Here is a 12584-nt window from a genome sequence, read left to right as displayed (position 1 = left end):
GCTTGTTGTAAGGTTGGCATGAATTTGCTGTAAGGTTCGGTGCCTATAGTATAAGTATCAGCAAATTATGAGGTGAAATGAATGGAACCATTATTAAAAGTAGAAAACGTAAAAAAAGTGTACGGGAAGTTAAGTGCTGCTTACACAGCGTTGGAAAACGTGTCTTTTGACATTCATGAAGGTGAGTTTGTAGGGATTATGGGACCTTCCGGAGCGGGGAAATCAACCTTGCTAAATTTGTTAGCAACCATAGATTCTCCAACAGAAGGAAAGATATATATGAAGAACAAGAGTATTCATGATCTGAAGGAAGCAGCTTTGTCAGACTTCCGGCGTGAACATCTCGGGTTCATCTTTCAAGATTACAATTTACTCGATTCCTTGACGGTAAAGGAGAACATATTGCTTCCCCTGGCGATTGCTAAAATTCCAGCGAAGAAAATTAATCACCTCGTGACTCAGATCTCTAAAGTATTTGGGATTGAAGATTTACTGGGGAAATATCCTTACCAAATCTCTGGGGGTCAAAAGCAAAGAACCGCTGCGGCTAGAGCGCTCGTGACAGAGCCAGCACTGATTTTGGCTGATGAACCAACAGGTGCACTTGACTCCAAATCAGCAACAGATTTATTGGAAAGCTTAAGTACTTTAAATGAAAATAACAATTCGACCATTATGATGGTGACCCATGATGCCTTTGCCGCAAGCTTCTGCCGCCGGATTATTTTCATCAAAGATGGTTCGTTTTCAACAGAAATCTATCGTCGTGATCAGACACGCAAAGCCTTCTTCCAAGAGATCTTAGATGTTCATGCGGCCATTGGGGGTGAGGTAGATGACGTTATTTAGTCTAGCAAGAAAAAATATAGCCAGAAATTTCTCGCAATATTTTTTATACATTGCATCGATGGTGTTTAGTATCATCATTTACTTTACATTTGTGACCTTAAAATATAGTGATACGATAGCAGAACAGACGGCTTCATCCCAAAAACTGGGTTCCCTAATGAGTGGCGCGGCAGTCATTCTTATCTTTTTCGTGTTCATATTTATAGCTTATTCCAATTCATTTTTTATGAAAAAACGTAAAAAAGAAGTCGCACTGTATGCGTTGCTGAGGGTACGTAATCGTCAAATCGGTTTTATGCTCTTTTTTGAAAATTTATTATTAGGATTATTCTCTTTAATAGTAGGGATTGTATTTGGCTTCCTTTGTTCAAAAGGATTTATGACGATTTTGATTCATTTAATGGGTTATGACGTTGTAGCACCCTTTACATTTTCAATGGCGGCAGCGATGAACACGGCTATCGTATTTCTAGTTATATTCTTAGTGACATCATTTCAAGGCTACCGCTTGATCTATCAATTTAAGCTGATTGATTTATTTCATGCTTCCAAAAAGGGAGAAGTGGCGCCTAAACCATCTATGATAGTAGCTGTTCTTGGAGTGTTACTTATTGTCTTGGGCTATTGGCTTGCAATGCAGGACCTGTTCACTTCTAAGGTATGGGCAAAAATCGGATTTCTCATGACCGTATTAATTATTTTAACAACGGTAATTGTGGGTACATTTTTATTGTTCCACAGTGTGACTGGCTTTGTGTTAGCAATGATTAAGAAAAATGAAAAGTGGCTGTGGAAAGGACTTCATGTAATAACCATATCGAAACTGCTCTATCGTATCCGTGGGAATGCACGTACATTAACTGTGATTGCTGTGTTGAGTGCTACAACAGTAACTGCCGGTGGAGCGGTCTATAGCCTGTATTACAATACGAATGACTCGGCAAAAACGATTAATCCGAATACCTTTATGTATCAATCAACAGATGCAGAAATGGATAAACAAGTAAGTGCTGTACTGCCAGCTACAAAATACGATGAAAATATCGAAGCGCTATCCATTACGTTTCATACGAAAGAATTAAACGCGCCATCCTCGTTCGATAGCTCTGATAAAAGAGGGTATACAGTTATCGATGAAAAAACATACAACAACTTAGCAAATGTACAACATAAAGAAAAATTAGATGTAAAGGACAGCTACGCGGTTATTTTAGATATCGGATATGACAAAAGGTTCTCACCAATATATACAGGGAAAACTATAACAACAGGCAACGGCCATCCTCTCACATTCCAAAGCTTTAAAACGCAAAGCGTATTGAATGTAGGTACAGCAGGTATAACCGTGGTAGTCTCGGAGGATCAGTATAAAGTGTTGCAAAATGATGGGGAAGTGCTGCACTATCGTGTTCTTGGGGTAGACGATGCTTCTGTGGATTTATCTAAAAAAATTGCAAACCAATTACCTGAAGAAGCGTTATTTTCAAGTGGTCCACAAGATTACCAAACAAGTTTGGAAGGTGTGGGGTCTCTACTGTTTATCGGAAGTTTCCTTGGTCTAGTATTTCTGGCTGCTACAGGCAGTATCATTTATTTTAAGGTTTTAACAGAGGCAGAAGAGGATAAATCACAGTACAATATGCTGCATAAAATGGGTGTCAGTGCAAAAGAAATGCGAAAATCAATTGCGTCACAGGTATTCGTTATCTTTGTTGTACCGCTTGTAGTAGGGTTATTGCATAGTGTAGTGGCTTTAAAAGCATTCTCTAGTCTACTGATGATAGATTTAGCAAAACCTGTGTTGCTCTGGATGATTGCTTATACCGTAATTTACGGGTTGTATTATTTCTTAACCGTAGCTTCTTACAATCGTATTATCACACTAAATAATAGAACAGAAGGATGATTGAGATGAAAAAATTTCTAATTACTATGAGTATTTTGTTTGTTATTGGAGTTGTAGGGGGCTTTGCTATAGCCAAGATTGATTTCAATCGCTTCAATGCCGAAAATTACTACTTACAAATCACTGAGGATGGGGAACCCCATGAATATAAACTGAGCGATGGTTCGGTCATGACCTCTTATTCTTATACACTAGAGGCTACAAATGCCAAAGGTACTACAATTCCACTGGAATTTAATGCACAAAAAAATCTTCGTAAAGGCGCCTACTTGAAAATGTATGTAAAAAAAGGTGATCAAGTCTCCTCATACGATGAAGTGAAATTAGAGGATATTCCGCTAAAGGCACTAAAAAACTAATAAATTGAAGAAGGGCTGTCTCCAATAAAGTAAGTGGAGAACAGCCCTTTTCTCTGCCTAATGAGTAAGTAAGTCATCTGTATTATAAAAGTATAGTAATGGTGGTACCGGTATTTTCATCGCTCGTCAAATCGAGTTTCCCCTCATGAGCCCAAATAATATCTCTGGCGATGGCCATTCCTAACCCAGTTCCATGCTTGCTCGTTGTGTTTGTACCCCGATAGTAGCGTTCGAAAACCTGTTCCAGATCTTTAGCCGGAATACCCTGGCCATTATCAGAAATCGAAATTTGGGTATGACATTCGGGACCTGTATCCACTCGAATCTTCACCACGACATTTTCATCGTTATGCACCAGCGCGTTGTAGATCAAGTTAAGGATCGCTCGTTTTAGTAACTTTTTATCTACTTTATGCATTGCTTTAGCCACATTCGCCTCAAACTCTATCTGCCGTTCACCAAAGGTCGGGTCATTTAAAAGTTCAATCGTCATTTCTCGTAGAAACTGAACGAGATTCACCTCTTCAAATTGCAGGGATAGCTGGTGATTACGTAAACGTGTTGTTAAATTGAGGTCATCTAACAGATCTTTCATATACATCGATTTACTTTTGATAATTGACGTGTATTCCTGTAATTCTTGGGCTGTTAAATCTGTGGCACTGTCGTTAATAAATTCTGCATAACCTTGAATAGAAGCAAGTGGTGTTTTCATGTCATGTGAAACATTGCTAATCCATTCCTCACGCATTTGATCGAGACGTTTACGCTCCTCTTCATGCCGATCGAGCTTTTCAGATAGTTCATTCATATTACGAAAAACATCTTCATAAACACCTTTGGGAGTAGGCATTTTCTTAAAACGTCGTTCCCTGAGCTGTTGAATACCCTCTATTAATGTATGAAGGGGTGCAGTTAACTTTTTCCCAAATAGAAATCCAATGATGATTACAATAAGCACATCAACGATTAAAAAAATGGAAAGAAAAACATTAACATCTTTGAAAATTTTAGCGTAGTCATAGGTCATTACGTAGCGGCCTATTTTAGGATTATTAATCCCTAAAAAGTAACTGAAATTTTGGGCTTCGCTGACAAAAACCGTCGTGCGTGCATCTAATTCTTTATATTTATACATTTGGACAATTTCAATAGGAGAATACTCTGTTTTCAATTCTTCAGGGGTATAAAAGGCTGCTGCTTGCTCCCCTTGGTCATTCAAGAATTGTACCCAGGCGCTCATTTCTTGTAGTTTTTTGAGACCTTCTTCGTTCACAACAGGTTTGCCAGCCTGTAGTTCTACGTATTGTGAAAAGGTTCGGCTAAAGGTTTCTGCAGATGCTTCTTCAGTGCCAAAGTTATTATTATTTACCTTTATAAAGAATAGGGAAAGGAACAAAATCGCGTTTACAATACCAACGATCACAACAATAGTCATAACCGATCTTAAAAAGCGGAGTGTCAATTTCCATTTCAACTAGTCTCACTCCTTGGTATGTAATTTATAACCTAACCCTTTAACCGTCAAAATAAAGGAAGGATTTGAAGGGTCGGCCTCAATTTTTTCACGTAATCGCCGAATATGTACCATCACTGTATTATCGGAACCAAAAAAATCTTCACCCCATACCTGTCCAAACAAGGTTTCTTTGCTTAGAATCTGATTGGGATGATGCATAAAACAGCTCATTAAACCGACTTCTTTGGCGGTTAGCACGAGGACCTCGCCATTCTTTTTTAATTCTGTCTCATTGGCACTAAGCTCAAAGGGGCCAGCTTGTAAGCTTTTCGGAGCCTTTTTTTCTTCTGTAAAGCCAGCTCTTCTCAGTTGTGCCTTTACCCGATAAGCGACTTCTTTCGGACTGAACGGTTTAGTAATATAATCATCGCCACCTATCGCCAGTCCTAACAGCTTATTAATTTCCTCGTCTTTTGCAGACATAAATAAGATGGGTGCATTTGATGTTTCCCGAATTTTTCTGCATAAGTCATATCCTTCTCCATCTGGGAGCATAATATCTAGCAATATAAGCTCAGGATTATACTCCTGGAACTTGTCCCAACCCTCTGCAACGGTCCCGGCAGTTACAACGTCTGGAACACCTTCTTTATGTAAAACAGCCTTCATTAGACGCGCTAAATCATCTTCATCGTCTATGATTAATACCCATTTACGACTTGCCATTTATTTCCCTCCATAACATAACAGTATCTACATTATAAAGTACTTTTGAAATTTTTCGCAAAAAAACCACGCTTCATACTTATGATACCGCTTAATATTTTTCAGGCATTGAAGACGTTTGTTTTGAGTAGAGATAGTTTCAGAGTTTTGACACTTTGTTTTAATAGAAATAAAATAATGTTGAAATAATATTTCAGAAATGTTATCCTTCAATTAGAAAGCGATTTCATATACGGAAAAGGATGATGATGAAAATCATGTTAGAACATTTGACAACAGAGACTCGCAATAAGAAGACAATGAACTTGGATGAATTAACACCACTTGAGCTTCTGGAAGTGATGAATGAAGAAGATCAGAAGGTTGCACAAGCTGTTAAACAAGAGATTCCGCAAATTGCCAAAGCAGTAGAAGTAATTACAATGGCGATTAAAGAGGGTGGGCGCTTAATTTACATGGGAGCTGGAACGAGTGGACGTATCGGCTTGCTAGATGCTGTTGAATGTCCACCTACATTTGGAACAGCACCTGAAGAGGTCGTTGGGCTAATTGCTGGTGGAGAAAGAGCGTTTATTAAAGCGGTTGAAGGTGCGGAGGACAATGAACAATTAGGAGTGCAAGATTTACAAGATATTAAGCTGACCGCCAAAGATGTTGTCGTAGGAATTGCCGCTAGCGGACGCACGCCTTATGTTATAGGCGGATTAGAATATGCCAATTCTATTGGAACACCTACTGTAGCCGTGAGTTGCAACAAAGATTCAGCGATTGGTAAAGTTGCCAAGATTGCGATTGAAGTTGTAAACGGACCGGAAGTGTTAACAGGATCAACACGTTTAAAAGCTGGAAGCTCTCAAAAATTAATTTGCAATATGCTTTCAACAGCTTCGATGATTGGAACGGGAAAAGTATATGGAAATTTAATGGTCGATGTACAGTTAACCAATGAAAAGCTTGTAGAACGTGCTAAACGTATTGTTATGGATGCGACAGATTGTGATGCTGTAACAGCAGAAGATTATCTGAAGAAAGCAGATCATAAACCAAAAATTGCCATTGTGATGATTCTTGCCGGGCTTTCTAAAGAAGAAGCTATACAACGTTTGGAGGAATCACAAGGGTTTGTCCGTCAGGCAATAAAATAATACGAAAGTAAGAAGGGGGTATAAACATGAGTAAATATCATGATTTAGCGGTCAAAATATTAGGGGCTATTGGTGGCAGTTCAAATGTATCCGAATATACCCATTGCATGACTCGTCTTCGTGTAACTGTGGTTGATCGCAGTCAAATCGCTGAAGCGGAATTGAAAAAAATGGATGGGGTTCTAGGGGTAGTAGATGACGAAACCTATCAAATCATTCTCGGACCAGGGGTCGTGACCAAAGTAGCCGAAGAATTTGGTAAAGTGTTAGAAGAAAGTGTCTTAGAGGGTAAAAGTTCAGCTTCGGCTGAACAATTACAAGCTAAAGGCGCAGAAATGAAAGCACAACTTAAAAAGAAGAATGATACACCCTTCAAAAACTTTTTGCGGAAAATAGGTAATATTTTCATCCCCCTGATTCCTGCATTCGTTGGAGCTGGTTTAATTGCAGGTATCGGCTCGATTCTAGCCAACAATATTACAGCAGGCAACTTAGATGCCACAACTTGGCAGCAATATGTGACGATATTAAATGTAATTAAAAATGCGATTTTTAGTTACTTAGTGATTTATGTCGGCATCAATGCAGCTAAAGAATTTGGAGCTACTCCTGCTCTTGGCGGAGTGATCGGTGGGATAACGCTTTTAACAGGGGTTACAGCTGAACTGCCCATTCATAATATATTTACGGGCGCACCTTTAACACCAGGGCAAGGCGGGGTCATTGGTGTCCTAATCGCAGTATGGATTTTATCAATCGTTGAAAAATATTTGCGTAAAGTGATTCCGGATGCGATTGATATTATCGTTACACCTACAATAGCCTTGCTAGTTGTGGGCCTGATAACTATATTTTTCATCATGCCATTCGCTGGATTTATTTCTAATAACTTAATCGGAGCGATTAACTGGACGATAGAAGTTGGTGGTGCATTCTCAGGTTTTGTATTAGGGACAGCGTTTTTACCACTTGTTATGTTAGGGCTGCATCAGGTATTGACGCCGATTCATATTGAGATGATCAATAGTTCAGGGATGACGTTATTACTTCCGATGCTTGCTATGGCTGGTGCGGGTCAAGTAGGGGCATCCATTGCCTTATGGATTCGTTGCAAAAAGAATAAATCATTAACAAACATGATTAAAGGTGCGCTTCCAGTTGGTATTCTGGGAATCGGTGAGCCATTGATTTATGGGGTAACTTTACCGTTAGGACGTCCTTTCATTACAGCTTGTATTGGCGGAGGTATTGGGGGCGCGGTCATTGGTTTATTCGGTAATGTTGGAGCGATTGCTATTGGGCCATCTGGAGTTGCATTGATTCCATTGATTGCTAATGGATTATGGTTGAAATATGTATTAGGGTTAATTGCAGCTTACGCTGGTGGATTTATCGCTACTTATTTATTCGGTACTCCAAAAGAGGCTATGGCAGAACAGGAATAACTGATCAGAAATACTGAGGTGATTTCAATGCTGGGGATTTCAATTTATGTAGCGGACCGGACGTTAGAAGAAAACGTGAACTATATGAAAAAAATGAAGGAAGCTGGTTGTACAGAAATATTCACCTCCCTTCATATGCCAGAAGATGATATAGAACTATTGAAGGAGAAATTGCTGGAAATCGCAAACGCGGCCAAACAATTAGAAATGGACTTGATGGCAGATATTTCCGGGAAAGCATTGGAGAAATTTCCTTTTCCCTTTTTATTGGAATCTGGTGTTACAGGTTTGCGGTTGGATTTTGGATTTAGCGCCCATGATATTGCTGCCTACTCGCAAAAAATGAAAATTGCCTTAAACGCGAGCACATTAACACCAGAGTTCTTAGCTACATTAAAAGATCATCATATCTGTCTTGGGAACATTGAGGCTTGGCATAATTATTATCCCCGCCCGGAAACCGGGCTTGATAAAGAAACATTTATTGAGAAGAACAGATGGTTGCAAGCGGAAGGTATTACGACCATGGCTTTTATTCCTGGAGACGGGCTGAAGAGAAAACCATTATTTGGAAGTTTGCCCACATTAGAGAAGCATCGGAATCAATCTTCTTTTCTAGCTTACTTGGAATTAGAGAAGGATTGTGCAGTGGACAAAATTTTTGTGGGAGACTTAACACTTTCAGAATGGTCTCAGCTTCAATTTCAAAGCTATGAAGAAGGAATTATTCCTTTGCGAGTAACCAAGGAACTGCCTTATGCCTTATGGGATATTGTTCATCGAAACCGCCTTGACGCTGCTCGTGATGTGGTTCGCTCTGAAACTGCACGAACAGATGAAGCGCGATTTGTAATGACGAAAAATATTACGCCTATGCATACGAACAAGCGACTCAAAGGATCGATTACGGTTGATAATTATTTGTATGGCCGCTATGAACATGAGTTACAGATCACATTAACGGATCTGCCAGCACATGAAGGTGTTAATGTGGTTGGTCATGTTTTAGAAGAAGACATTCCTCTATTGGACTACGTTAGAAAAGGAGGCAGCCGTTTTTCCTTTACATCTGCTACTTAATGATTACTCCCCTCTATTTTGTTACAATAAAGAAAATAGATTAAGCAGAGGAGATAAGGACTTGGTAGTAGGGAGTATGATTTCGCAAATTGAACTATTATTAAATGAACTGCCAGAATCCGAAAAAAAAGTTGCTGAGTACATTCTTGCAAATGCTAAAGAAGTGATGCATATGACTATACATGAATTAGCGACGAAAGCGGATGCAAGCAGTGCGGCGGTTGTTCGTTTTTGCAGGTCACTAGGAATAGACGGTTTCCCCGCGTTGAAAATCCGTTTATCTGCGGAAGCAGAAAACACGCCGCATGTTGGCTACTTTGATGTTGAATCGAATGAATCGGTGCATTCTATCATTGATAAAATGTTGTCGAACACCATATTGACCTTTCAGAATACGGCCAGTCAACTGGACGCGCAATCTATAGAGCAGGCAGTGAACCTGTTACAACAGGCAGAAGTAATTTATGTTTATGGGATAGGTGCCTCATTTATTATTGCAGAAGATGCAGCACAAAAATGGCTTCGGCTAGGCAAAAATGTATATGCGATTTCAGATCGTCATTTATTGGCGGCAGCCATGGCTACGAAATCAGAAAATGCTGTCTTCTGGGGGATTTCGTATAGCGGTGAAACGAGAGAGGTTATTCAATTATTAAAACGAGCTAAGGAACAGGGGATAAAAACAATCAGCCTCACTCGTCCTGGAAATAACAAGCTTTCTCAGCTAGCTGATGTTTCTTTATTTACATCACGTGCGCCGGAAGCGCAGCTTCGCAGTGCGGCAACAAGTTCAAGATTTGCGCAATTATTTGTGCTCGATATTGTCTTTAGTGCATATGCTTCTGCTCAGCATGATTTTACTGTGGAGCAGCTAGCGAAGACAAGAAAAATGATTGAAATTTTGAATGATTAAATTGCGATAAGAAGCTTCTACCAGAGTATGGTGGAAGCTTTTTTATTGTAAAGTGCTTTAAGCAGATCGAACTATTCTTCCACTTAATAGTATAATCAAATTGTATTGCTTATTTTGAATGGAGGAGATTTTCTGGAAGCTAAAGTAATAACATTGCCTTCTTTTCATGTTGTTGGTTACACCTGTCCTTTATGAGGAGCTCTGCGTAGCAAAAAAACTGGATAAATTGTTAATTTCACCCCTATAGTTACTAAAATCGATTATAATAAAATTTATGTTCAAGCCGATTACCTATCCTAAGTTAATAGGATAATCATACGCAAAAAGGCATAGTGATGAATCGCCTATGCTATAAGGGTTATAGAGTTTTCAAATACACACTTATGTATAAGAGGAGGCGAATGATATGACGATAATGCCTGTTATAGTAATGATCTTAGTATTTGTACCTGCCATTGTACTCATGGTAAGCATGCCTTATTTAACAAGAGAGACGATTAGTTTTGGGGTCACCGTCAGCCCTGTACAATTCCATAGTGAGCCTCTGCGCCAGATGCGGAAGTCATATGCTAGGATTAGTGCTACCTTACATACCATCCTATTCATTATTTGTATCCTCTGTCTAATATACGGTGATGAACATTCCAAGCAACCAAGTTGGATCATTGTCACTTATTCACTCGCCATGGTCGTAATCTCCCTAGTCATAAACATTAGCTATTATTTCAAAATGAAAAGTTTACTACCTATGCTGCCTATTGCTCTGGAACCATCGATCATGGCAGTGGACACTGGATTTCGGAAAAGAAACATTGGCTTGTCTAATAAATGGTTCCTCATTCATGTTTTAATTATTGTTGTTACTATTGTAAATGTGCTACGCAACTACGATCTGATTCCTGATCAGATTCCGATCCATTACAACAGCAGTTGGAACGTAGACGGCTATGCAGCTAAATCTTATAGTTCTGTGTTTATGCCTACGATCATGCAAGTGTTCATAACACTTTTGTTCATATTTGAGAATTGGAGTATTCGCAGAGTGAAGCAGCAGGTTCAACCCAATGATCCTAACCGTTCCATCAGACAAGACGCAACTTACCGCCGTACTTGGTCATATTTTATGCTTACAGCAAGCTTCTTAATAGTTATCCTGTTTTCCGTCGTGCAACTAAATATGATATCTCAGCTTAACATGAATTTCGCTATCCCTATTATCCTAATCATAATAGCCCTTATCATCCTATACGCCTTGGCCTTAACGTTCTGGGCTGGTCAGGGTGAAAGCCGCTTGGAGCGATCTGCCGATAGCTCCAATGTCAGACCTGTCCATGATGATGAAAAATGGCTATTAGGTATGATTTATTTCAATAGCAAAGATCCAAACCTAATCGTCAAGAAAAGGCTCGGAGTCGGCTGGGGATTAAATTTCGGTCACCCAGTAAGCTGGCTGTTTTGGCTCGGAATTATTGTACTGTTAGTTGTGGTGCGGTAACAAAGCTTGGAGGTTAATACTCACCGGAGTATAGACGAAGTTAGAGTTTCGAAACAGAATATTTACCGAAAAAAACGCCTAAAGGGTGTTTTTTTATTATCTTTAAGTGTCTCAGTAATATCTATTTTGAATTAAACTGCATATTAAAGAGTATTTCTCGTATTAATATCTCTTTGTTACAATCAGATTGTTATCTAAAGGAGGGTATAAAATGAACTATCGCAAATTAGGAACTAGTGGCTTACATCTAAGTGAGATTGCTTATGGTAATTGGATTACACATGGTGCTCAAGTGGACAATGATACTGCCCATGCTTGTGTTCGCGCTGCATTGGATGTAGGGATCACAACATTTGATACTGCAGATGTATATTCCGATACGAAAGCTGAGATGGTGCTGGGCCAAGCATTAAAAGGAGTGCACAGAGCTGATATCGAATTGTGTACCAAGGTGTGCCATCCCACAGGGACGGGACGTAACGCAAGAGGTCTGTCTCGCAAGCATATTATGGAGGCGTGCCATGCTTCACTGAACAGATTACAGACCGATTATATTGATATCTATTATGCGCATCGCTTTGACGCAACAGTATCCCTTGAAGAGACCTTTTTGGCTTTTTCGGATCTGGTGCGTCAAGGTAAGGTTCTCTATGTCGGGATAAGTGAGTGGACGGCGGATCAGATAGCAGAAGGTGCTATTTTGGCGAGGGAATTGAAGGTGCCATTGGTGGCTAGTCAACCTCAATATTCGATGTTATGGCGCGTGATGGAGACGGAGGTAGTTCAAGCTTGTGAGCGGGAAGGGATTGGACAGGTGGTCTGGTCACCGCTTGCTCAAGGGATTCTTTCAGGTAAATATATGCCAGGGCAACCATTGCCAGAGGGTTCTCGTGCTTCAACCGCTGCGGGCTCACCATTTATGAATAAATTGGCGGGTCAGTGGCTTCGGACTGAGGTGCTTGAGGCGGTCTCGAATCTCTCTTCCATCGCCAGTGAAGTTGGGTTGACGCTTCCGCAGTTGGCTATAGCATGGGTGTTGCAAAATACACAAGTCTCCTCTGCAATTATTGGGGCATCCAAGCCTGAGCAGGTTATAGAAAATGCCAAAGCTGCGGGAGTTCGTCTGGATAGGGAAGTGATGTTGGAAATCGATAGGGTGCTAGAAGGACTCGTTGAACGTGATCCTAGAAAAACGGGCTGAATATTA

General features: G+C 39.9%; 11 protein-coding genes. 9 read left to right on the top strand and 2 right to left on the bottom strand.

Going from position 1 to position 12584, the window contains the following annotated elements:
• The first annotated feature begins 81 nt into the window (after nucleotides 1-81).
• Genes PODO_RS18520 through PODO_RS18510 form a run of 3 tightly spaced genes read left to right on the top strand, consistent with a single transcriptional unit; the run spans nucleotide 82 to nucleotide 3114 of the window.
• Nucleotides 82-849 (top strand): ABC transporter ATP-binding protein, encoded by a 768-nt coding sequence (locus PODO_RS18520; RefSeq protein ID WP_038572078.1) that lies wholly within the window; start codon nucleotides 82-84, stop codon nucleotides 847-849.
• Nucleotides 836-2755 (top strand): ABC transporter permease, encoded by a 1920-nt coding sequence (locus tag PODO_RS18515; protein ID WP_038572077.1) that lies wholly within the window; start codon nucleotides 836-838, stop codon nucleotides 2753-2755. The genes PODO_RS18520 and PODO_RS18515 overlap by 14 nt, the downstream gene beginning before the upstream one ends.
• 5 nt (nucleotides 2756-2760) lie before the next feature.
• Nucleotides 2761-3114: a YxeA family protein gene (locus tag PODO_RS18510; protein ID WP_038572075.1), complete on the top strand. Its 354-nt coding sequence runs from the start codon at nucleotides 2761-2763 to the stop codon at nucleotides 3112-3114.
• An 82-nt stretch (nucleotides 3115-3196) separates the two neighbouring features.
• On the opposite strand, the gene PODO_RS18505 is transcribed toward PODO_RS18510, so the two are convergent.
• On the bottom strand, nucleotides 3197-4591 hold the full coding sequence (locus PODO_RS18505) for a sensor histidine kinase (protein WP_038572074.1): 1395 nt from the start codon (nucleotides 4589-4591) through the stop codon (nucleotides 3197-3199).
• A gap of 6 nt (nucleotides 4592-4597) precedes the next feature.
• A complete protein-coding gene (locus PODO_RS18500) occupies nucleotides 4598-5299 on the bottom strand; it encodes a response regulator transcription factor (protein WP_036688733.1) in 702 nt (233 codons plus the stop codon).
• Nucleotides 5300-5556: 257 nt separating this feature from the next.
• Between PODO_RS18500 and murQ the strand changes: the two genes are divergently transcribed.
• The 6 genes from murQ (at nucleotide 5557) to PODO_RS18470 (ending at nucleotide 12578) form a co-directional block, all read left to right on the top strand.
• Nucleotides 5557-6444: an N-acetylmuramic acid 6-phosphate etherase gene (murQ, locus tag PODO_RS18495; protein ID WP_038574604.1), complete on the top strand. Its 888-nt coding sequence runs from the start codon at nucleotides 5557-5559 to the stop codon at nucleotides 6442-6444.
• Between the two features lie 26 nt (nucleotides 6445-6470).
• Nucleotides 6471-7889 carry a PTS transporter subunit EIIC gene (locus PODO_RS18490; RefSeq protein WP_038572072.1) on the top strand — a complete coding sequence of 473 codons (1419 nt, stop codon included), beginning with the start codon at nucleotides 6471-6473 and terminating at the stop codon, nucleotides 7887-7889.
• A gap of 27 nt (nucleotides 7890-7916) precedes the next feature.
• Entirely contained in the window at nucleotides 7917-8969 is a 1053-nt protein-coding gene (locus PODO_RS18485) for a DUF871 domain-containing protein (RefSeq protein WP_038572071.1), read from the top strand.
• A 76-nt stretch (nucleotides 8970-9045) separates the two neighbouring features.
• A complete protein-coding gene (locus PODO_RS18480; RefSeq protein ID WP_038574602.1) occupies nucleotides 9046-9882 on the top strand; it encodes a MurR/RpiR family transcriptional regulator in 837 nt (278 codons plus the stop codon).
• A 406-nt stretch (nucleotides 9883-10288) separates the two neighbouring features.
• Entirely contained in the window at nucleotides 10289-11377 is a 1089-nt protein-coding gene (locus PODO_RS18475; protein WP_038572069.1) for a DUF1648 domain-containing protein, read from the top strand.
• A 211-nt stretch (nucleotides 11378-11588) separates the two neighbouring features.
• Nucleotides 11589-12578 carry an aldo/keto reductase family protein gene (locus tag PODO_RS18470; RefSeq protein WP_038572067.1) on the top strand — a complete coding sequence of 330 codons (990 nt, stop codon included), beginning with the start codon at nucleotides 11589-11591 and terminating at the stop codon, nucleotides 12576-12578.
• Nucleotides 12579-12584 lie beyond the last annotated feature (6 nt).

The organism is Paenibacillus odorifer (genome assembly GCF_000758725.1).
Taxonomy (GTDB): Bacteria; Bacillota; Bacilli; order Paenibacillales; family Paenibacillaceae; genus Paenibacillus_AQ; species Paenibacillus_AQ odorifer.
The sequence above is the reverse complement of the archived record's forward strand: the minus strand, read 5'-3'. Positions and strand labels throughout refer to the sequence as shown.

What these genes read in the sequence shown, in the direction of transcription:
- PODO_RS18480 (WP_038574602.1), top strand. Translation starts at nt 9,046, where the DNA reads ATGATTTCGCAAATTGAACTATTATTAAATGAACTGCCAGAATCCGAA.
- PODO_RS18510 (WP_038572075.1), top strand. Translation starts at nt 2,761, where the DNA reads ATGAAAAAATTTCTAATTACTATGAGTATTTTGTTTGTTATTGGAGTT.
- PODO_RS18475 (WP_038572069.1), top strand. Translation starts at nt 10,289, where the DNA reads ATGACGATAATGCCTGTTATAGTAATGATCTTAGTATTTGTACCTGCC.
- PODO_RS18485 (WP_038572071.1), top strand. Translation starts at nt 7,917, where the DNA reads ATGCTGGGGATTTCAATTTATGTAGCGGACCGGACGTTAGAAGAAAAC.
- PODO_RS18515 (WP_038572077.1), top strand. Translation starts at nt 836, where the DNA reads ATGACGTTATTTAGTCTAGCAAGAAAAAATATAGCCAGAAATTTCTCG.
- PODO_RS18470 (WP_038572067.1), top strand. Translation starts at nt 11,589, where the DNA reads ATGAACTATCGCAAATTAGGAACTAGTGGCTTACATCTAAGTGAGATT.
- PODO_RS18500 (WP_036688733.1), bottom strand. Translation starts at nt 5,299, where the DNA reads ATGGCAAGTCGTAAATGGGTATTAATCATAGACGATGAAGATGATTTA.
- PODO_RS18490 (WP_038572072.1), top strand. Translation starts at nt 6,471, where the DNA reads ATGAGTAAATATCATGATTTAGCGGTCAAAATATTAGGGGCTATTGGT.
- PODO_RS18520 (WP_038572078.1), top strand. Translation starts at nt 82, where the DNA reads ATGGAACCATTATTAAAAGTAGAAAACGTAAAAAAAGTGTACGGGAAG.
- murQ (WP_038574604.1), top strand. Translation starts at nt 5,557, where the DNA reads ATGTTAGAACATTTGACAACAGAGACTCGCAATAAGAAGACAATGAAC.